This window comes from Brevibacillus laterosporus LMG 15441 (genome assembly GCF_000219535.2).
GTDB classification, from domain to species: domain Bacteria; phylum Bacillota; class Bacilli; order Brevibacillales; family Brevibacillaceae; genus Brevibacillus_B; species Brevibacillus_B halotolerans.
The window spans coordinates 539,463-560,795 of sequence record NZ_CP007806.1 but is presented as its reverse complement, the minus strand read 5'-3'; the positions used below and the strand labels follow the sequence as shown (position 1 = coordinate 560,795).

22 protein-coding genes are annotated in these 21,333 nt (G+C 36.6%); 5 read left to right on the top strand and 17 right to left on the bottom strand.

Going from position 1 to position 21,333, the window contains the following annotated elements; genetic code table 11:
• Positions 1 to 3: 3 nt before the first annotated feature.
• From BRLA_RS02860 to BRLA_RS02840, 4 genes are all read right to left on the bottom strand, one after another.
• Positions 4 to 558, bottom strand: a complete 555-nt coding sequence (locus BRLA_RS02860; protein WP_003335593.1) for a GNAT family N-acetyltransferase — start codon at positions 556 to 558, stop codon at positions 4 to 6.
• 31 nt (positions 559 to 589) lie between these two features.
• Positions 590 to 1,213, bottom strand: a complete 624-nt coding sequence (locus BRLA_RS02855) for a TetR/AcrR family transcriptional regulator (RefSeq protein WP_003335594.1) — start codon at positions 1,211 to 1,213, stop codon at positions 590 to 592.
• Between the two features lie 189 nt (positions 1,214 to 1,402).
• A complete protein-coding gene (locus BRLA_RS02845) occupies positions 1,403 to 1,726 on the bottom strand; it encodes a hypothetical protein (RefSeq protein WP_003335595.1) in 324 nt (107 codons plus the stop codon).
• Positions 1,727 to 1,749: 23 nt separating this feature from the next.
• Positions 1,750 to 2,220, bottom strand: coding sequence for a hypothetical protein (locus BRLA_RS02840; RefSeq protein ID WP_003335596.1), 471 nt, complete (start codon positions 2,218 to 2,220; stop codon positions 1,750 to 1,752).
• 889 nt (positions 2,221 to 3,109) lie between these two features.
• On the opposite strand from BRLA_RS02840, the gene BRLA_RS02835 reads away from it, so the two are divergent.
• Positions 3,110 to 3,682: a hypothetical protein gene (locus tag BRLA_RS02835; protein WP_003335597.1), complete on the top strand. Its 573-nt coding sequence runs from the start codon at positions 3,110 to 3,112 to the stop codon at positions 3,680 to 3,682.
• Positions 3,683 to 4,315: 633 nt separating this feature from the next.
• Complete coding sequence (locus BRLA_RS02825; protein WP_003335598.1) at positions 4,316 to 4,672, top strand: MmcQ/YjbR family DNA-binding protein; 357 nt, start codon at positions 4,316 to 4,318, stop codon at positions 4,670 to 4,672.
• 60 nt (positions 4,673 to 4,732) lie between these two features.
• On the opposite strand, the gene BRLA_RS02820 is transcribed toward BRLA_RS02825, so the two are convergent.
• Together BRLA_RS02820 and BRLA_RS02815 are read right to left on the bottom strand one after the other, a co-directional pair.
• Positions 4,733 to 5,845, bottom strand: a complete 1,113-nt coding sequence (locus BRLA_RS02820) for a hypothetical protein (RefSeq protein ID WP_003335599.1) — start codon at positions 5,843 to 5,845, stop codon at positions 4,733 to 4,735.
• Positions 5,829 to 6,362: an RNA polymerase sigma factor gene (locus tag BRLA_RS02815; protein ID WP_003335600.1), complete on the bottom strand. Its 534-nt coding sequence runs from the start codon at positions 6,360 to 6,362 to the stop codon at positions 5,829 to 5,831. The genes BRLA_RS02820 and BRLA_RS02815 overlap by 17 nt, the downstream gene beginning before the upstream one ends.
• A 431-nt stretch (positions 6,363 to 6,793) precedes the next feature.
• Between BRLA_RS02815 and BRLA_RS02810 the strand changes: the two genes are divergently transcribed.
• A complete protein-coding gene (locus tag BRLA_RS02810; RefSeq protein ID WP_003335601.1) occupies positions 6,794 to 7,537 on the top strand; it encodes a suppressor of fused domain protein in 744 nt (247 codons plus the stop codon).
• A gap of 582 nt (positions 7,538 to 8,119) precedes the next feature.
• On the opposite strand, the gene BRLA_RS02805 is transcribed toward BRLA_RS02810, so the two are convergent.
• From BRLA_RS02805 to BRLA_RS02765, 10 genes are all read right to left on the bottom strand, one after another.
• Positions 8,120 to 8,524 (bottom strand): hypothetical protein, encoded by a 405-nt coding sequence (locus tag BRLA_RS02805; protein WP_003335603.1) that lies wholly within the window; start codon positions 8,522 to 8,524, stop codon positions 8,120 to 8,122.
• Between the two features lie 14 nt (positions 8,525 to 8,538).
• Positions 8,539 to 9,330: an N-acetylmuramoyl-L-alanine amidase family protein gene (locus BRLA_RS02800; RefSeq protein ID WP_272898007.1), complete on the bottom strand. Its 792-nt coding sequence runs from the start codon at positions 9,328 to 9,330 to the stop codon at positions 8,539 to 8,541.
• A 91-nt stretch (positions 9,331 to 9,421) separates the two neighbouring features.
• Entirely contained in the window at positions 9,422 to 10,354 is a 933-nt protein-coding gene (locus BRLA_RS02795) for a DUF5050 domain-containing protein (RefSeq protein WP_003335606.1), read from the bottom strand.
• Between the two features lie 59 nt (positions 10,355 to 10,413).
• Positions 10,414 to 10,599, bottom strand: a complete 186-nt coding sequence (locus BRLA_RS02790) for a hypothetical protein (RefSeq protein WP_041751924.1) — start codon at positions 10,597 to 10,599, stop codon at positions 10,414 to 10,416.
• A 1,246-nt stretch (positions 10,600 to 11,845) separates the two neighbouring features.
• The gene (locus BRLA_RS02785) at positions 11,846 to 12,166 is read right to left on the bottom strand and encodes a hypothetical protein (RefSeq protein ID WP_003335608.1); all 321 of its coding nucleotides are present in this window, start codon (positions 12,164 to 12,166) and stop codon (positions 11,846 to 11,848) included.
• 657 nt (positions 12,167 to 12,823) lie between these two features.
• Positions 12,824 to 13,603 (bottom strand): 3-oxoacyl-ACP reductase FabG, encoded by a 780-nt coding sequence (gene fabG, locus BRLA_RS02780; protein WP_003335609.1) that lies wholly within the window; start codon positions 13,601 to 13,603, stop codon positions 12,824 to 12,826.
• Between the two features lie 365 nt (positions 13,604 to 13,968).
• A complete protein-coding gene (locus BRLA_RS23905; RefSeq protein WP_003335611.1) occupies positions 13,969 to 14,139 on the bottom strand; it encodes a hypothetical protein in 171 nt (56 codons plus the stop codon).
• Positions 14,140 to 14,163: 24 nt separating this feature from the next.
• Positions 14,164 to 15,453 (bottom strand): DHHW family protein, encoded by a 1,290-nt coding sequence (locus BRLA_RS02775; protein ID WP_003335612.1) that lies wholly within the window; start codon positions 15,451 to 15,453, stop codon positions 14,164 to 14,166.
• A 21-nt stretch (positions 15,454 to 15,474) separates the two neighbouring features.
• Entirely contained in the window at positions 15,475 to 16,881 is a 1,407-nt protein-coding gene (locus tag BRLA_RS02770) for an MBOAT family O-acyltransferase (protein WP_041751923.1), read from the bottom strand.
• Between the two features lie 526 nt (positions 16,882 to 17,407).
• A complete protein-coding gene (locus BRLA_RS02765) occupies positions 17,408 to 18,427 on the bottom strand; it encodes a restriction endonuclease (protein ID WP_003335615.1) in 1,020 nt (339 codons plus the stop codon).
• A gap of 284 nt (positions 18,428 to 18,711) precedes the next feature.
• Between BRLA_RS02765 and BRLA_RS02760 the strand changes: the two genes are divergently transcribed.
• Both BRLA_RS02760 and BRLA_RS24135 read left to right on the top strand, forming a co-directional pair.
• Positions 18,712 to 20,004 (top strand): helix-turn-helix domain-containing protein, encoded by a 1,293-nt coding sequence (locus BRLA_RS02760; protein ID WP_003335616.1) that lies wholly within the window; start codon positions 18,712 to 18,714, stop codon positions 20,002 to 20,004.
• A complete protein-coding gene (locus BRLA_RS24135; RefSeq protein ID WP_003335617.1) occupies positions 20,004 to 20,144 on the top strand; it encodes a hypothetical protein in 141 nt (46 codons plus the stop codon). The genes BRLA_RS02760 and BRLA_RS24135 overlap by 1 nt, the downstream gene beginning before the upstream one ends.
• Before the next feature lie 742 nt (positions 20,145 to 20,886).
• On the opposite strand, the gene BRLA_RS02755 is transcribed toward BRLA_RS24135, so the two are convergent.
• A complete protein-coding gene (locus BRLA_RS02755; protein ID WP_003335618.1) occupies positions 20,887 to 21,318 on the bottom strand; it encodes a hypothetical protein in 432 nt (143 codons plus the stop codon).
• Between the last annotated feature and the right edge of the window lie 15 nt (positions 21,319 to 21,333).

Sequence of the window (21,333 nt, the reverse complement as noted above, 5' to 3'; positions counted from 1 at the left end):
CGCCTATTCACTAACAGCGGCATTTGTAGCAATATACTCTCTTTGGAGTATCCCCATGTGAAAAATGTCGCTCCATTTTCCATCTCGAAAAATGTATTCTCGTGAAATTCCTTCGTGCTTAAATCCCACTCTTTCATATAAGGCAATGGCTTTTTTGTTAAAAGAAAACACTCGTAATGATACGCGGTGCAGGTTTAATTCCAAAAAGGCATAATCCAGTAGCAGCTTCATTGCTTCTGCTCCATAGCCTTTTCCCCAATACGCCTTCTCTCCAATGTCGATAATGCACTCAGCATTCCGATTCTTATAATCAATTTGAATGAGTGAGACGATCCCAATAGGGGTTTCCGACTCCTTTTCGATAATCATATAGCTTTTTGATGTACTTGCTCCCAAAATGACCTGATTCACAAATTCTTCTGTGCTATCAAATGTAAACAGATCAAGTGATGGATTGGTAGTTTGCATGACTTCCATATCATTTCTCCATCTATGATAGATAGCTACATCGTCAGCAGTCATTTTTCTAAAATACATTCTTGTGGATTGAAACAGCATCGCCTTACTCCCCCTTTTGCATATTGTCTGCTTATTTTTCTGCAATCGGACAAAGCATTTCCCTTAATGAAAACAGCAAAACCTCCAATTGCTCCTTCACCTTTGTTTTTTCTGGCCCCAAATGAGCGGTATCTAGCATTAAACCATCCATAAATGAAATGAGATAAAGCGAAATAGACTCAACTGGAATACGCGGACAAATATCCCCCTGCTCGATTCCTTTGCGAAAAAAAGCGATTATTACCTCAGTTAGCCGTTGATAGCGTGCGGTGACATAAGGATAGCTATCTCGATTCTTGCGGTAATTCGTTGATAAAAAAAACTCCGAATTAGCCAGCAGAAGAGATTGATCAAGCCTTTGCATTTCCTGCTGCTGCCGATTAACCCACTTGGTTATCTGTTGCCAGGATGTGCCGTTCTCATCTAGACGAAAAAACATCGCATCCTTTTCATCCTCAGCATGAAGCAGTTCAAGATACACATGCTCGATGTTATCGAAGTACGAATACAAAGCTCCTCTCGAAACATCTGCCTCGTCCATGATGTCTTGCATCGTCGCTCGTGTATAACCCTTTTCCACAAACACCCGTTTTGCCGCCTGTAACAAATCCATTTTCTTTTGTTTTTTGTATTCCTCGCTTACTCTTGGAGCCATAGTGGTTCAAGCCTCCTATAAAATATACACTGTTGTCGTTTTTGTTGGTAAGTTTATTATAAAAGACATTAATGTCGTTTTCAATAAAAAGAAGGAAAAAGCTCCCATTCAATTTTGCTCTATAAAAAGAAAAAAGAGCAGCTATATCATCGCCGCTCCAATATCCTATATTTTATTCTAGATGGATGCTTAAGGTTGTCCCATAAATTCTGTAAGCTTTGCAAAATTACCTTGCTTTCTCATACCTTCTATCATTTTATTGATTGAAGCTTTCGAAAACTGGAAATTTAACTCTAAGGTAGAATAGACTAACTCCTGAGTTATAGTGGATGCATCCAAAATATGCGCAAACTCTGGAACTGAGTCTCGTATTTTTCGGTCATACTCAGCGGTAATAAGGTCGCCTGTTAGCTTATCAGAAAGTAAATAAAGAAGAATATGAAGCTTAGATTGCTGGTCAGGTGATACGTTCTGTTCGATTAGCCAATCATAGTAGGTATGTTTTTCGTGCAATAGGGTTCCCCCTCAGCTATTCTCTAGGCTACGAACCAGAGAAGCCACTCTATAGCAACAACAATCTCCTGGATTGTTCCATCAGAAAGATTGGAGTTGGCCTTCAAAAAGTTCCTTAGCTGATCTTTTAGATAAACAATAGCGTATTCTTCCTTTTGTTCCCATCCTTTGATGATTCCCTCCAGATGATCTGCTATTTTATTAGACCATCTTTTAAAGGATTGAGCCGCCGTAGGAGATAGCTGACTAATCGCTCTTTCTAACGTAGCGCCCCCTTTTCTAATGTGTTTAATGACTATTTGTACACCTTCTTTTGTAATATGAGTCTTCCATCCATAGGTCCCTACCTGTTGTGCCCCGACCTCACTGTTCGGTACTACTACAGCCTGCTGTACGGAGGATGTGGTTGATGCTGAAACAGGAACTGCTAGAGATACAGCCAATAGTGACGTAGACAAAAGACTTACAATCATTTTTTTAGATTGTTTACGCATAAATCTACCTCCATCCCAATGTAACTTACACCATTATCATAATTAGGTAATAATTGTAAGTAAATGGGTCTTATCTACCAAATGTTAACCTTTTACTATTCGAGATTAACATTTAGTATATGTAATTTATATATAGTATTCGTTAACTGGTGCAATGTGACTAGATTGAGAGAAATCCACCTTGTTTTTTTAGTCATGCAAAAAAACATGAATGTTTGATTCATGCTTGGTTTTCCTGTTTTTATGCCAATTTATGATTACTACTCCTATCACCATAATCTAGTAGATGAAAGCTAAATACCCTTATAGGAAAAGGTGACATTTTATCCACATTCATATACTTATACTAAACAAATAGCAATTTTTCCATCGTCGTTTTTTTGCTTAATCCAAATAGAACAAATATACTTCACTACCTATAAATACGATTACATTCCTTTAGAGTTAGTTTGTAAATAAATGATAGAGGTGACCAAATACATATGAATCTGATCCATTATACCCAGTGAAATTAGTAGCGGGATATTTTCCTGTTTTCAGTTACTATTTTGGTGTTTTATGCTTCACATTGTCGATGTAAAAACTCCGTTTGCAACAAGTATATGAGGATACTTGCGCAGCTTATCGCTGTCATGTGTTATAGCAACACTTCAAAAAAGCTATCGCATTCTTTTTTATCGGTGAAAGTATGTCATATTTTGTTTAAAACGAAACAGGGTTTCTCCTTTTTTATTTTGAAGGAAAACTTCAAGACATCAGGCAAAATACCATATAGGAGGCAATAAGCGGTTTTATCACATATAGTGGATTTTCTGGAAATAACGCATCTTGAATTGGTTATTTTTGTAATATTTGTTATAATAAAACAAAAAGGAGGGTGATTCTTTTGATGAAAAGATTTTCGTTAGGCTTATTGGCACTTCTTACTACCTTAAGCATGACAACATCCGCTTTTGCATCAATTGAGAGCACGACGACTTCTCCTATTGAACAAAGCACGGAATATACCTACACCTGCCATGGAGTTACCTTTGCTGGCCCCAATCCATTGAGTGAGCATCAATTGGAGAGTATGTATGAGAGCATGATGAATGAAATTCGAACATCAATCATCGACGGGCCTGGTGGAAGTGCAGAAATTGTCTATGGTCCAAAATACGATTATTACGACCATAGTGCCCACAGAGAAATGGCTGACATTATTGTTTCTTGGGTGGCAGAAAAGATTCCGATTCCAACAAAAAAATTAAAAAAGGCACTATTAGGTTGGACTATTGCGAAGCTTTCCGCATGGAGTAAAAAAGCATTAGCTGATACTTATGTTGGATATTGGGTTTGGAAGGTACAGGATTCTGACATACAATCTGATATTTACTACGAAACTGTTGTTCATTACAAAGATGAGAATTTTAAGAAGCCGAAAAAAGTAGAGTATTACGAAATAGACCGAAAAAAGTGGTAATCCATATCTAAAAATGGGAGTATCTCTTTCGTTTTTAGGAATTGGGAGGAACACATATGAACCATGAAAAAAGATACTCCATGTTTATCTTTTTTGTTTTTATTAGTATATGTATAAAGCTGAATTATTGGATCGATTTCCTATTTACTAACTTTTATCTTGCATCAATAATTGAGCTATCCATCTTTTTTCTTATCCTTACATTCTTCGATTCGTTTCTGACCAACGCAGTTAAGCGGTTTTGTGAAAGGTTTAACATCAGACTTGTTTATCTTTATCTAGTCTACATTGTCTTATATTTGGTTGTGTTTGGAGTAATCATTCCTTTACCCACCTGATTCATTCCTAGGCAAAATATAATTCATTCCACCCATTGCTTTCAACAACGGGTCAGCTTATCCCTCTGCTGATCATAAGATGAACTAAATGATAATAGTCCAATCCTACTCCTTCCTTAGGTTGTCCTCCTGTTTGTACTTTTTCCATGTAGCATCAACAAGCCTCGTGCCTTCTGCTTTTTCATGATAAAATCCTTGCAATACCTCCAATCTCTTATTTCACTCAATAGTCCCTTACATCTAAGGTAGCTATGAGTGATAAAATGAAAAAAATGCGTGCAGAAAGGAGCTTATCATGGAAAAAGCCACACTGGAAGCCTATTGTCTGAAGCACCCAGGAGCAATTCATGATTACAAAGCAGAATGGGAAGCAGATCGTTATCAGGTAGGAGGAAAAATGTTTGCAATGCTTGGTGGAGATTCTAACGCAAAGCCTATCCTATCCTTAAAATGCGATCCAGCTCGAGCCGAACAGCTACGAGAAACATATGAGGGGATTATTCCTGGTTACTACTTGAATAAAAGTCATTGGAATTCTATTTATTTAGATGCCGATATTCCTGCTGAATTGTGGGAGAAGCTGATTACTCATTCTTATGAATTGGTTTTTCATAAGCTACCTAAAAACATTCAAAAGAAATTAGTAACATAGTGCTGTCAAAAGGACAAAAAAGCTACTGACAAAGTATGCTAGTCAGTAGCTTTTGCTTATTTACCGAACGTGGACTTGGATACCACTAACATTACCACCGTCCGCTCTATCAATCGCTCTATCAGTAAATATAGATACGGCCGGTTTCCCTGGACTCTGAAATACATAGCCTCCCCAATGATCACCGCCATCAACCTTATACCCAGTAACATCTATTCCAGTTATGTTTTTGATGAGCGGTTTGCCCACTGACATTGCTTCGTCTATTGATTTGATACTATAACGATCAGTATCATAATGTACATTATACACTTGACCTGTTTTTGCTCCAATCTCAACAGAATATTTGTCGTGATACTCATCTTCCTTATTGGAGAGCGTCCACCTATCTTCTTTTTCATCGGAGGCCTTGTTTGCATGATTAAATGAGAAATCATTTTTATTTGAAAGTTTCATTAACGCTTTTTGAGCTATGGTCACATACTTTTTATCCACATTATCCAGATTGTAATCTAAAGAGTAACGGATCACTTTATTTGTATTCAGATCGACACTAACCCTCTGGTTTTTAACTTCTGACTTAAGAGTCATGCCTGTTCCTGAATTGTTTTTATAAAGACGGACCGTTTGAAAATTATCATGAAGATTCGTTTCCTTAATCCGATTTCGTGCTGTCTCTACATATTGTTGATAGATATTCGGCAGCTCATCTATATTATATTCAGTCGTGACGCTTATAACCTCTGTAGTTCCAGCTTTAAACCACACGATTGCCTTTCGATCCTCTGTCTTTAAAGTATAGGAATCAGTGTGTTTATCCAACTTTTCAAAATGAAAATCCTTATTAATCCCAAACGCTTTTTTTATTTCTGTTTGAGCAGCCGTAATATACTTTTGCTCTATTACATCCTTATTTCCTGTTGTGCCTATTGAAGAAGAGGTTTCTACTGAAGAAGAGAATGGCTTCATCCAGATAAAAGCAAATAACGCTACACATGTGATAAGTCCTTTTGCCGCCCATCCCAAATATGCGTTCCGTCTTTTTTGTTTTTGCATCATTCTTCTCTCCTTTCGTATGTTTTCTACTATCACTTGCTTGCGCTCCCAAGAAAGGTTCTGATTGGGGAAATGATTTAACTCTTCCAATATCATTTGTTCATCTTGTGACGGCATCTTGAATCACCTCCGAAACAGGAACATTCCGTTTTTTTTGAACAGCTTTTATCGCCCTATGTAAAGTGAGATTTACTTTGGCTTCGCTCCAGCCCAATACCTCCGCAGTCTCCCTACTAGATAATCCCTTGATACCACGCAATATCAGCACGTCCCTATAAGATCGTTTCAACTGATTGATGATGTTATAGAGAAAACGTTTATTCTCGCTTAATTCTAAAGATTCTTCAGGTGTTTTATCAGGTGAAACGAGATGCTGCAGGAATATATCCGGCAGCCAGCTTATTAATTTTGTCTTACGCTTTTCATCAATGGCGACATTTCTAGCAATGGCAAACAGCCATGTTTTGGGATTTGCAATCTCGGTATAATGGATAGCCTTTAGGGCACGAATAAAGGTCTCTTGTACAAGATCGTCTATATCCGTCCGACCCGTATAATAGACGAGAAAACGATATATATCAGTGCTGTATGCTAGAAACCATTGTTCAATACGTGCTCCAGCATTGTCATCCAATTGTGTTCCACCTCCTTATCACTGTATAGACGGAAGAGCTTCTGCTAATCTTTCACTTTTATTATAAAATTTTTTTCGGCTCCTCTTCTCTTGCCGGGGTATAGGGTATAGGCTATAGCGCTGTACGATAAATCTGGAAAATCATTTTTTCACCAAGTCATTCATGTGAAACTTTACAATGAATTTCCTCATTTTACTTGCTATTTTATAAAGCATTTACTTAAATATAAATGTGTGGGCAAACATGTGATGTAAAGCAAGTCCGCTTTGTTCTTGTAATATTTTCATAATCTTCATTTAACATGCACAAATGAAATACATAGGTAAAGAAGGAATAGAACAGCATACGCTTCTCTAGTTTACAAAACAAGATGAGAAGCACAAGAAGACTTCTTGTTGAAGACAAATAATAAAAAAGGGGAAAAGGTTAGATGAATTTTTTAAAAAAGATATTCGGCGGCAAGAACAACGGAGAAAAATCAAAGGATGGCACTACGATTTACAAATATGAAGAATCAGCTAGCTATTCTCCTCCAGCTCCAATGGAATATGTAGAGGAAATCGTGGAACATTTTGAAGCAGTTTTTCCCGGAAGAGAAAGCAGTGTTTTTCATGAAATTATATCTGATACCATACATATTGATGTGAATATATTGAAGCCCACAGAGGAAGAGCCCTTTTGGGTCCTATATACTACCGGTATGAGTGATTTACCAATGACAATACCAGACGAGGTGCAGGAGCAGCTTGATGATCAAATCGATCGAGCAGAGGTTATGATGTTTCTGCCAGCTTCTTGGGAATTAACACAGGAATCGATGCAGGATGAAAGTAATTATTGGCCGATCAGATTGATGAAGCAGATGGCTCGTTTTCCTCATCAGTATAATACCTGGTTGGGATATGGACATACCATCCCCAATTATCAGGACTATGAACCATATGCAGATTCAACTGGGTTAAACGGAGTGGTTATCTTCCAGTTAAAAGAGGAAATCAGCGTCATTCCAACAAAGGATGGCAATAAGGTTACTGCCTATTTCCTGCTGCCTTTATATAAAGAGGAAATGGAATATAAATTAGAGCATGGCATGGATGCGTTGATGGAAAAATTATCGGAGTTAGGAGATGGAGTGCTGGTTTTGCAGCCGAATAGAAGGAATACTTGTGGGTAGTTTAGTTAGGTATCAAGAGCAAGGTCTTTTTCGATTTTGATTTACATGCGGAAAACTACTCAAGTTATGTTTGGCAGTCATATGTTATTTCTGGTTTATAAAAATAGGCAACACGAAAAGCCCTTGGGATTCAGCGAACCATTAAACTCCTGATTAACTCACGTTTTGTATTTGTCTTTTCTGCCTTATGCAATTGCTCCGTCAACAGCAGAATTGAAGATTTTTTTAAGCCCTGAACATTTGCATAGCGTTCTAGTTTCTTAAGTGATGGCTGCTTCTTGTTATTTTTTTCGGTTAGATAACTAACAGAAAGATCAAGTTCCCTACTCATTTCGGTAGCTGTATATCATGGTGTCAGGAGACTATTCACCACAGAAATTCAGGGATACTTCCCTATTCTAACACCCGCTAATTTTTTTAATATCATTGCTAGCCGGAGCGACCGCCCCCGAAAAATTGAATAAAAAGGTGTGAAGTGAATACCACATTAGAATCATTACGGTCGTTAACCAACGTTAGTAATAAAACCGGTTACACCCTTAACGTGGTGAAAACCGGTTTCTTATAACTTCCTATTTGTTTCTATTGTTCTCTAGTAACCTTTGTAATTAACCATTCTTCGTTATATTTAGTCATAGTTAAGTTTTCGGTGTAATTTGTTGGTTGCTCGTTTTCTTTTGGAGATGAGCTAACGGTTACAACCAAACTATATTCAGTATCGGAAATTTTTTCGATTTTCGTATCTACGATATGATCAAGATGTTGATCTTTAAAGATGTTGAGGTGATCTTCTTCAACATCTTTCTTTGCTTCTTCCCCGGTTACTTTCATGAGTAACTCTTTATCACCTTTATACTCTGCTTCAATGTATTGAACAGCTAAATTCTTTAGAGTGGATTCGACATTTTGATTCATAGTAGATTGATTTCCACATGCTGCAAGTAACAAAAAAGAAAGCAATAAGGTAATAAACGGAATTAGCTTCATTTTAAATTCCTCCTTTAATCAAACCACCAGTCTTTTACTCCTCTGTAAATCTTATTAGCAATCTCATCCTGTCCTGAGTTTGACTTCAAATATTTCAAATCAGAGCTATTGGATATAAAACCTGTTTCAGTCAAAATTGCGGGCATTTTAGTTCCACGTAAAACGGCCAAGTTACGGTTGTCTTCGTATGGAGATTTATAGTCGCGTAGGACATCGATAACTCTGTTGTGGACAAAATCGGCAGCCTCTCTACTTAATTTAATATGATGATTGTTAGGATATATTACAGTGGTTCCTTTAACACTGGAATTTGAACTGGAATTGATATGTACACTAATGAAAATATCTGCTTTTTTTTCATTAGCAAGTGCATATCGTTTATCAAGATCAATATACTTATCTGTTGTGCGAGTCATATATACGGTGGCATTTAATCTATCTTCGAGATAATCTCTGAGTTTTTTTGCGATCTCAAGATTCAAATCAGCCTCTTCCGTTCCGTCGCTTCCTATTGATCCAGGGTCTTTTCCACCATGACCGGGATCAATAACTATGACTGGATCAGCATCTGGCTCATTTCTCATAGGAGACACTTTTTGTTTCTTATTTTTTTCTTTAACCTCAGGATTTGGACGTTCAAAAGGAACTGAGAAATCGTACATATCAAGATATCCTATTGGTGCACCATCAATTAAAAATTCTACTTCTTTGATATCGTCAAACTGATAAGCAGTTCCCAATAATGAGTCAAGAATAAACCCAACATTGTGGTTGTTTGTCAAGTTATCCTGAAACTCTTGATGCAGATCAATCGTGAGAAGAATGACTTCCTCATTTCAAAATCTTTACATCTGATACATAATAATTATATTCAAACTGTTTATCTTACCTTTAGGTTTATTTAACTTCCTGTTTGTTCGTTCCGTCTGTTTTTACACGGTGAAGATTTGCTTTTTGCCTACCTTCCCAATAAAAAACCCATCCTTTTGCGATATTTAGTCGTTCTACTGTATCATCCAAAATCTTTGTTTTGTTGGTACCATCTATCTTAATTTTATATAATTTGTCGTGGTCCGAGTAATTGCTGTAATAGATCCAATCATTGTAAACAATAACTGAATTAATTTGATCATCAGTTAGTTTCGTACTTTGTGTACCATCGATCTTCATTTTATAGAGCTTGAAATCGTCCAAACTGTTTGCGTAATACAACCAACCATTTGAGTAGTTTAGAAAGTTAACATTATCATCACTTATTTTCTTTTTATCTGTTCCATCATTCTTAATTCGATAGAAGGCACTATCATCGTTCCCATTCCGATAATAAATATATGGCTCCAATACCAATAGCTGCTCTGAATAGTCATCTGTGATTCGTTGCTTAACAGACCCATCTGTTTTCATCTTATACATCACAGGCGTATACCCGGAATAGTCCGAGTAATAGATCCAGTCATTAACTACATTAATATAGCCTGAGGGTTCCTGGGTTAATTGGGTTTTGGAAGTGCCGTCCGTCTTAATCTTATACATTAGAGCGCTTTTATCTAGCGCTCGATAATATATCCAATCACCCACAACATTTATATCATAGGCTTGATCATCTGTTATTTTTGTAGGAGTTGCTCCATCCCTCATCTTGTACAACTTATTTTGATCGGATGTGTTAGCATAATAAATCCAATCATCTTTTGAACTAATGAACCCCATGTTTGTGATATTACCAACAGTGTTTCCCAGCGAATTGTTACTTACCACGCTTTTACTGGTACATCCCAAAAGACTCACAGCAACTAGAGTTATCGCAAAGAATGAACTTATTAATCTCATGGTTCCCTCCTAAAAATAAGTTCCCCTTGAGCTGAGAATCCAAGGGGAATTTGTATTACTTATTGATCGGACGTTTCTTCGCTGTACCGTTCATTGTACGGGTTAGGTACAAAGCTTTCTTCATCGACAGTTGATCTTACATCTAGATTTCTTAGTGGTTCAACATAGTTAAGAGGATCTACAGGTTCTGATTTATTTGAAGACGCAACTGCAAGGATACTTGTAATAAGTTTTTTCTTTTTCATATTCAGAACAACCTCTTCTAATAAATATTACCAACAGTGATATTTATTGTAAATATTTTGCGGAAATTATTATCTAAATCAAATTGAGACAACTACACAAAGAAACACACTTCTGACTACCACCCCAGAACTCTGTGAAAATAAGCTATTTCCTCTTTAGGGGTGGTAGTCACAACTAATTTTTTTGAGTAAAGGTTCTCTCTCCTGTTGGTGTGATGTTTGACTTTTGTTTTGAGACTTGACTGCTGACTTTTGAAAGTCACGATATTTCTGATTATTGTTTTTGTTCCGTAAACAATCTATAGGGTCTGAGTCACTCCACGCTAGCATATTATTTCCTCCTATTCAGATTTTTTCATCGTCTCTCTGAATATCTTTACTTAGTTTGACTGAGTGCATAATCAAGGAAGGGAATAGCTGAAAAATGGCTATTTCAAAAGGGTTTTGTAGTTTTCTGTAGAGCTTATTCTACGTTGACAGCTAATTGCAACGAGATATTCATCCAGTTTCTAACTCAATTGCAGCACTTCTGGACTTGAAAAATATCCTTCTTGGATAAATAATTCTACTAACTTCTGGCGCACGACTTCAAGATCGTCATTCTGTGATACAGTGGTAGCACAATGTAGTGATTGGAAAGAGGACGCGTTCCTGTACTGTGGGAATGAGGATTGTCCTTTTCGATTTCAAGCTCGTTATCAATTCCCCTTCCTTATTAACCAATATTTACTAATTAAACTATACATCAGCTTTCATCAAAACCCTGACTGAGAAAAATGTATAAAAAGTTAACGCGGTAAAAATGGTTTAATACTTATATTAATCTTTTATCGGAACTAGACATCAAAATAACATAAAAAAACGTTTATACGGAGGTCTCTAAACATCCGTATAAACGTCATAACAGGTGCAAGCGCTATATGATTAAGGGACATATATTATGTTTAACCAAAAATCGGAAGGTGAATAAGAATAACTTGGCTCCTTCCACACTTAATACGATTACCCACCTACACCATGTTGATAAGCTATAATTGCCATGATAGCTACATGAAATCCACTAATTAATCTGGTTGACACGGCTAACGAAAGTAAAGGTTTCTTCATCCTCACAACCTCCATCCATAATTTTTTTAAAGTAATCTATTTGTTGATCTGATGCATAATCTTTATATTTCCAAAACAATTTCAAAGAACGTTTATACTCCTCATGATGATTGGCGATATCAGCTAAAGCTATACACCTTCATATATCATCTATCCCTGTTCCAATGCGAGAATTTTCAAATTCATACTTAGATTTGTGATACAGATATCTACTAACATTTATAGGATCTCTGTAGGAATCAAAACTAATGATTGAGTCAGAAAAACGCTCAAGAATGTCATCTATTGAAAATTTAAATATATTAGCAGATTGCACAATAGTTATTAGTGCAGGTAATATTTCTTCTGAATGATTTTCAAGAAAATCTACATAGTCGGTCAAAATATTTATATTCCCTGAAAACAAATCTAAAGTGTATACATTTGCTTTAGTCCCTTCAATATTAGTTGTTACTAGCATTGAAGGAACAACACAAACAAAAATCCTTCATTATTTTTTATGAAATACTAAAATTGGACATAGCTTCGCTAGAGTACTGTATCATCCTCTACCGGTTTTCGAACCAGTTTGAGAAAGTTCATACCGTGGTGGTACGTCTTGTCTTAACTGTACGCTCTAAGGAGTCGTTAAGTGATAGGGTCTGATATTACTGTCAGTTGGGCTTATTCTCTTCTCTAGACTATTATGAGAGTTTAGGAAGTCTATAAACATGAGTCTGATGTGTTTCCACTTTTAGTTATATCATTTGACTTTGTCAATTACGGCATGCCTCTTTAGAGACCCCGATCCGGTTAAGCAACTCACGAAAGGTGATTTCGAGTAATTCCATACGTTTAAAGGTGGTATCAGCGACGCTGGTACTACCCCAAAGTAGAGATAAACGTTGTGATATAAAAAACGCTCGAATGTGGGGATTCGAACGCTTACTTACTTAATGCCTATGTTCAAACTGTTAATCCTACATTTGCATCTATTTAACTTCTTGCTTATTAGTTCCATATTACATTGAGCTCGGTCAGCAGAGCTTCCTGATGAAATGTTTCGCTCTTCAAAAGACACAGACATGAGCCTGCCTTCTCTCTCGGGGTATCGATATGGTGTCCAATCGTAATCGAATCATGTTTGCCCCATCGCTTCCAGACTCTCTGGAATAATCTGACCGCCATCAACGATGATGGTTTGGCCCGTAATATAACCTGCCTCCTTCGACGCTAAAAAAAGAGCGGCATAAGCGATATCTTCGACGCTTCCGAGCCGCTTGAGCGGGATGGACGCCGTCATCGACTGCAAATAATGATCTCCAAGGCCATCCAAGCCTTCCGTCATTATGTTGCCGGGCATGACGGCGTTAATGGTAATGCTGTAACGCGCGAGCTCGAGCGCCGCACTGCGCATGAATCCAAGCTGAGCGGCTTTGCTTGCGCCGTAGTGCGACCATCCAGCATAGCCGGTGGCCGGCCCCGTAATCGAAGAGGTAACAATGATCCGACCATATTCCGCCTTCTTCAGAAAGGGTAGGCAGGCTTGAACGGAAAACAGAGTCCCGCGAGCATTCGTGTTCATCACCTGATCCCACTGCTCGCCGGTCATCTCCTCGATCGGCGCATTCGGAAAAATACCAGCATTGGCGCACAGCACGTCGATCCCCCCGAAAGTACCGGCCGTCTCGCTCGCAACGCACTTCATCGAGTCCAAATCGGCGACATTGCCCTGGAAGGCATGAGCAATGCCTCCGTTCTTCCGGATTTCCGCCGCGGTTTCCTCCGCTTTCGTCAGGCTGCGTGCGACGACCGCGACTTTCGCCCCCTGTGCGGCGAAGGTTCTCGCAATTCCTTTGCCGATTCCTTTGCTGGCTCCGGTCACTACGACCGTCTTATCCTTCAGTGGTGTCAGCATTCAGTAACACTCCCATCATGTGTTAAATAAGTTATATTTTCCTATTTATTGGATTTCTTATCATCGTACTACAAATCCAAACGTGGAGGCAACTTGCTGAGCAGCCTTTTTTCATCTAGCGAAGGAACTGCACTGTATCACGGATTTGACTTAAAATAAGGTTTGGGTCACTAATGTCGAGATCCCTTGTAAGTGTTTTGTACCCTTGTTTACCGCTCAAATAAAGCCGTACGACTGAGCGATATCATATCTTTAGTATTGAAAAAACGCCCGGATTTGAAGTTTCGAACGCACAGCACGATTCTCAATCCATTTTCCCATCAGTGAAATCTCCTCCTCTGACGGGAATGAATAATCTAAATGACTCATTCATCATGCTGAAGATAATGCCAAGGGATTTTATAGGTGGCCAAACCAAATAAGCCTTTCCCTATTTTTATTGGAAGGCTTATTTGTAAATCAGCGATTTTAGTTTTATTATACCTGAGCTGCTTTATTACCATTAAATCGAAAAACATATCCCAAATGATAATCATACCCAATCCCCAACAGCATGATCTTTATCTACTCTCCTGCCCTTTTTCGAATTGATAATTGTCACTGAATAGATTGTCATCATGGCAAGCAATGATAAGGATATCGTATTTCTCATTAGCCAAAATCTTTTTCAAGCTGAAATCCGAATAGTAGCGATTGTCTAAAACGGTTAGTTTGTTAAAATGCTGTGCCAGATACGGCGTAATTGGATTCATGTAAGAATCTTTTATCAGCAGGACCTTTAATTGATTATTGGCTTTTGGATTTTCATAAGCGATTTTTCGTTTGTCCCCACCATATAGGATCTTATAAGAATAATCGCTTTGACCATGTTTGAAACGATAAAAATCATGAAAGTTCGTGATAACTTCTTTGCCGTCCGTGCTAATAGCCTCAAAATTCTTAAATGTAAACGGCATTTTTGGTTCATAAATCGGCGTTCTATCTGCATTTTTCGGATTTACAGCATAATTGATTTGAGTATTGTAACTACCTTTGAAGTTACCTGTTGTTAATGTAGAAACATTGAACTCATGTAAGGACATTGGCTTGCCTTCGAATTTGGAGGACTTCTTAGATAGCTGCGTAATCATTTCCTGATAAGCTATGAAAGCGCCTTTGATATTCCAATGATGGTCGGTTTCGAAGTAAAGCTCTTCCAACTGCGCCTTTGTAAAGGTATCGAACTTTTCTCCCACGTTAATCACATTTACATCTTTATCGAGTTTAGACAAGAAATACTCTTTCGATTGAGCATAAGCGTCAGTTTGAAAATATTTCGGATATAAATGCATCAACGCTTTGGTCCTTGACGGATTAAAGACAAAGTATGCTTCTGTTTTTTGATTTTTGGCGAATGTAACCGCGTCGTTCAATTTTGCCGTCGCAGCGTCGATTTCACTCTTATGAACGACCTTGTTGGGAATTGGCAAAATCCATTTATTGTTTGTCACTACAAGCTTGGACACGATGCGTGAATTTTTTATTTTTGTTCCGTCTTCGGGTTTCCGCGGCTTGTTGGCCTCAAACAAGTTTTCGAACAGCATGGAATTAAAGATCTCTGAATTTTGCTGATTTTGGTAGATTCTAATCATTTCGTTGCGAAAAACAATTTGGTCATTCCAATACTGATTTATTTTTTCGAAAAAACTGCCTGTTGTAACGGCTGCGAGGCTGATCTCCGGAAATTTACTCAACGTCCGATTTTCGATGTCGGAAATCTCTTTATCCGGAGAAATGAAGGTAACAATTGCGAAACCATAAATAATAGCTAAAAATATGACCATATAAACGATTGAAATATGTTTATTCACTTCGATACTCCTTTTGAAAAATTAAAATCTAAAATATAAGAAAGGGTTATACGTAGAATTAATAAGATACAAAATCACTTCTGTAAAAAGGAAAAAGTTGAACAGCATTCCAAAAACGGTTTGTACTTTTGTCATCGACTTACTCCATTGCAATTTTTGTAGCTTTGGATATATCGGCGTGGCAACAATCATCGCAATGACAAAGTAGAACCAATTGGAAGATAACAACGAAAGCGCCAGAGAATCGAATATTTCGTTGCCCCGGGTATAGAACAGGGAAGCAATGAATTCTGTTGCATATCCAAAATTGTCAGCGCGGAAGAACACCCATCCAATCATGACAAGCAGCAACACAACAACATGGTTTAACGGATAAATCTTGGAAAGCATCTTTTCAAGACCAGCTTTTTCTAAAGCGATTAGGATTCCGTAGTATGTCCCCCATGCAATGAAAGTCCAACTGGCTCCGTGCCAGAACCCGGTTAGTGCCCACACGATAAATAAATTGCGATAGATTTTCCAAGGAGCAACTTTGTTTCCGCCAAGCGGGATATAAACATAATCTCTGAACCAACTGCCAAGAGAGATATGCCAGCGTCTCCAGAACTCAGAAATGCTCTTTGAAATGTACGGATAATGAAAGTTCTCTGCGAACTCGAATCCAAACATTTTACCTAAACCGATAGCCATGTCGCTGTAGCCTGAGAAGTCAAAATAGATTTGTAAGGTATAAGCGATAATACCAATCCAAGCGCTTCCAGTTGAAAGGTCCATTGCAGAAGTGGTGAACACGGTGTCTGCTACGGACCCAAGGGGGTTGGCTAAGAGTACTTTTTTAGACAGGCCTAGAATGAAACGCTTAATTCCCTCGGCGAATTGTATGGAAGAAAAAACGCGTTTGCTAAGTTGTTCAGCGACGGCATTATAGCGAATAATGGGACCTGCTACAAGCTGCGGGAAAAATGTAATGTACAGCGCCAAGCTGAAGAGATTTCGTTGCGCTCTTTCTTTTTTTCTGTATATATCAATCAAATAACTGAGAGCATGGAACGTATAAAAAGAAATTCCTATAGGCAAAGGTACAGGGTCCAAATGAAGATTGGTTTGAAATGCGGCATTGATTACATCAACAAAGAAGTTGGCGTATTTAAAGTAGCCGAGAAGTCCGATATTAACAACGATTGCAAACGTTAAAATCCAGACTCGCTTTTTCGCGTGATTTTCCGATTTATCAATCCAAATCCCATACCCATAGTTAATGAGAATGGATAATACCATGAGAAGCACATACCTCGGTTCGCCCCAGGCATAGAAGACTAAACTGAATAGTAAAAGAATCGTATTTTTTAATTTGAACGGAACAGAGAAATACAGCATAAGAACAAGCGGTAAAAAGCAAAACAAAAATATGACTGAACTAAAGACCAAAACAAACTTCCTCTCTATGTTGTTATTTTGTGTAATGTAATCAGAATTAACAGAGTAAAATGTCTACGGATAAGTAACCCCTCTCTTTCTGCTCATTCTATAATAGGTCATTCCTAGATGTTTGCAAACCTGAGACAAATTTGTCCACGATAGCATGTCTTTTGTGAAAGTTCATCACCAGTTCCATATCTTGTTTTACCTGTGATCGTTGGGAGTAAGGTTAGCGAATTGGACTTAGAGATTAAAGGAAAAAAGCTGATCCTGAAAATAAGCATTATAAAATAAACGCCCGAATCTTCAAATTCGGGCGTTTGTTGATATTAAACATTATTTATTACTTTTATCTAACTCAATTATTTATGCTACGGCTTCTGTCCGCTTCCCTTTGAAAAAATGGGTTATACCGATCCAAGCAAAACTTTTTTCCTTACCACTTCGTTAAACCATTATGGAGAAATCCCTTTACTACTTTCGAGATGATGTTGTGGTTTTTAACCAAAATACACGCACATTTCGTTTGCAGGTTTTATTCTTCTATATTTAACATCCATACCCTTTTTAAAGGTATTTCAGTTTTAATATCTTCACTCAATTTATCGTAATTTTCAAAGAGTTGTTCTATAATTTTCTTTGAATCCCATAGTCTTACCTTAAAAAACTGTTTTGGAATTTCTTTTATCACAGAGGTTTTGAATCCAGTCCAGGAAACCAACAATCCATAGTCGGCATTAAAGTTACTCATTGTTCCTATTAATTGATCCATCGTAGGTCTATCAATAGGTGAATCAGCGGTTTTTACTTGAACACAAATTTTTGTTGAACCAAATCCTAAAATATCAGAAGCTGCTAAGATATCTACCCCATTATCTGCACCTTCTGGACCTCGATAGGTTGTAAATCCCTTGGCTTTTAATATTTCTTCAACCAAAATCTCCATTTTATGGCCTTTAAATTTCTTGATTATATAATCAGAAATTCTATCAAATATGTACTCATCTAAATCAAATCGTATCTCATCATCTGATTCATCAATTTTTTGAGGTATAGTTTTATCCTTTATATTCCAATTATTCTCATACATTATCTTAATTCTTTCTTCTGCATTATTTTTATGTATCCTACATACAGTCATAAAAGCACCCATTGAATATAAGATATCTTGTTCAAATTTATCTCTTGGAATATCGACTGCAAACCATTCTACTTCTCTGTAATGGTAATATGGACTTCCTAAGCTTTTATCATAATTATAATCTCCTACAATCTTCCCAAAATGTATCGTTCTATTAATCTTACTTGGAAGTACAATCCAATCTCCTATTTCCATTCTATGGGCTATGGGATAGATTTGAGAGGCCCAATTTATCGCTGTTTTTTCTTTTTCTAGATCATATTTGTCTACAAGAAACATGTAGAGATCTTCTTTTTTGTTGAGATTTTTTAAATTTATATCTAAGTCATCCCAAGTTAGATATATTCTCTTGTCATTCAAAAACTTACTTTCATATTCTCCATTTGATCCAGCTCTAAATAACCAAATACTCAACCTTAGTTCCCCCTATTGCTAAATCTTTATATATTATATAGTAAAACTTACCATTTGATAGGTTCCCATGCAAAAAGACTTGTTATTATTTTTTGATTAGTTAACCACCGTCTCAGTCCTAAGTCTAAAAAACTTCATTACCACTATGCTGACCAACTTATCAATTATTGTCTCTAAGTCCCCTCCCCTCCCATTACAAAATTTTATTCATATTTACATAATTATACATTCGAGTTCGAATGTTAAGAAAAATCATGTTTTATTAATTCGGGAAGGGGATTTATATGTCTGATATTTTAGCTTCCACAACATTAGGGGAACTGATAAAAGAAACAAGAGAAGAATTTGGAATTACTTTGTCAGAATTATCAAGAAGAACAGGGGTTAGCAAAGGAATCATTTCCAAAATAGAATCAGGTGAAACAAAGCGTCCAGAACTAAGAAATCTCAAACTAATTGCAGATACTATAAACATACCTTACGAAGAAATTATTGATCGTTACGTTGATGTCGAACTACGTACTGATATCTTAGAGACATTTTTAGCAGAGGCCGTTGAAATTGCAAATATCTCATTACTTACAAAAGTAGCTTTAAAATTTCTTGGAAATCCTAAAAAAGATACTTACACAATGTTAGAACATCTGTATAACCTTACCTCTACGCTTGAAGACACTGAAGCAAGGTTAACTCTTTACAATGTCATTGTAAAATACGCAAGACAGCATGGAGTACCGAAGTATATAGCCAAGGGACTATATCAAAAATACATGATTGAAATTCAGAATATCAAAAGAGTAGAGAATACATTTAGAGACGGAGAAGAGATTTTATATTACACAAATTTTTTGAGCAAAGAAGAACGGATAAGTTTTTATTATCAAATGGCATTTCATGCACATGGTATCGAAAAGTATGAAAAGTGTATTGAACTCGGTAAAATGGGACATGCCGAAGACACAACAAGCAATGAGATAAAAGAACGTGTTGCTCTAGCAATTTGTAATTCTTATTTCTATATGGATAAATTTTTTGAGTTAGAGGAACATCTTCAAGAATATGAGAGGTTGGGTTATGTTTTTATATCTGAACGTTCTAAATATTTACGTGCAATTATACTCGCAAAAACTGGACAACATCAGGAGGCCGTTCCTTTGTTAAAAGAATGTGTGGAAGAAGCTCCTGATAACCATCGATTACATAGGGTTAATCAATTATTAGAAGTATTACATAAAATAAAAGATCTAAGTTCTCTACAGCAGGTTTTAGAACATGAAGAGAAGAATACCTTTGTCAAAATTATTACACCTTATAAGTATTTAGAGTTGGGTAAATATTTCAGGCACAAAGGGAAGTACCTTTTAAAATGTGGCAAGTCTGATGAAGGAATAAACGCGTATCTTGAAGGAATACAATTTCTTAGCAATATTAACGCTATAAATGGCATCTTAGATTTTTCTAAAGAAATTTTTAAGCATTATTGTGAACAAGGAAAAGATTTAGATTTATCTCTTCTGAAAAAACTAATGGAAGTATATAATATGGTAAATAAAGGTGAAAAGGAGGGGGATAATTGATGAAGAAATATTTAGCTCTTATCACAACTGTTTCGCTTGTATTATTAAGCTCTCTTTTTACCATGGAAATTACAGGCAAATTCGAAGTTAATAATGTAGCAAGTAGCATGAAACCATATACTGATGACCCACAGGGCTGATAGTAAGAGAACATTATAAGCTTATTTTCTTTAAAAACGCTATTATCTTAGCGTTTTTTTGTTTGTAATTATGTGATTATTTGTCGAAATTTGAAGAACGTTTCATTTTTTTTATTCTCCATTATTTATCAAAACGGTGTAGTAAATTAATACATAGGAGGAAGAAAGGAGGAATTGAAATTAGCCCATAGTCTTTGAAAATCACAAAGGAGTGTTCCCTCTATCGCTAAACTTACGGGAACACCCCACCTTGAGGCAACCAAAAATGTCACTGTGGAATATTTTACCATCCGGTTACAGATTATGATAACAGAAAATTAACAATTAGAGAATAATTTACTAATGTTTATAGAAATCCTCCGCACAGAATTAGAACAGTTGTATATAAGAAAAGGTTCATTTTCACATCCATCCTACAGCAAATGAGTCATCAACTAGACGAGTATATCGTTACTTTTGAGAGATATAAACGCTAGTTGTTAAATATGAATAAGTTGTATGGAAACCTATGACCCTTTTTTTGGGATATACAATGCCGTTTTTCAACTATTCTAATATGACAACTAGAACATTTCGGTGTGAATAGGGAATAGCTCTTATCAAGAAGTCAAAATTGAAAGAATAACCTAAGCAGCAACTTGATAATGAAGCTAAAATATTTTGCTAGAAAAAGCAATCTAGCAAGGTTGCCAACGGTAAAAAAAGTATTAATGCATTCACTAAAATAAGGTGATACCTATTATTATTTTGTAATCACCCTTAGCAACTGATCAATCTTTTCTTTATCGGTTGGATTTTCGGATAACACTTCTAAACAAGCTATAAGAGTCTTATTATCCTCTGTATTCAATTGGATACCTAACTTTTGCTGATTCAAAAAGAAATTTACCAATATGTATGAATAGCTACCTACTAATGAACTTTTTTTAGAGTAAGAAGTGTACTCTACTAAACTTTGTAGTTTACTGGAAAAAGATATAGCAAGAATATATCTTGTATTCCAATCAGAGTCACGTTTAAGAGACTTTGCAATGTCAGCCAAATTGGATCTAAAGTTAGTGTCAATTGAAGATTCTATTTTTGTTATTTCAGTGTAATTTTTCGTATAAAAATAGACATTTGAAATGACTAATACCACAAGAATTGTGAATAGAATCATTTTATTTCTTTTCAAATGAAAAACCCCTTT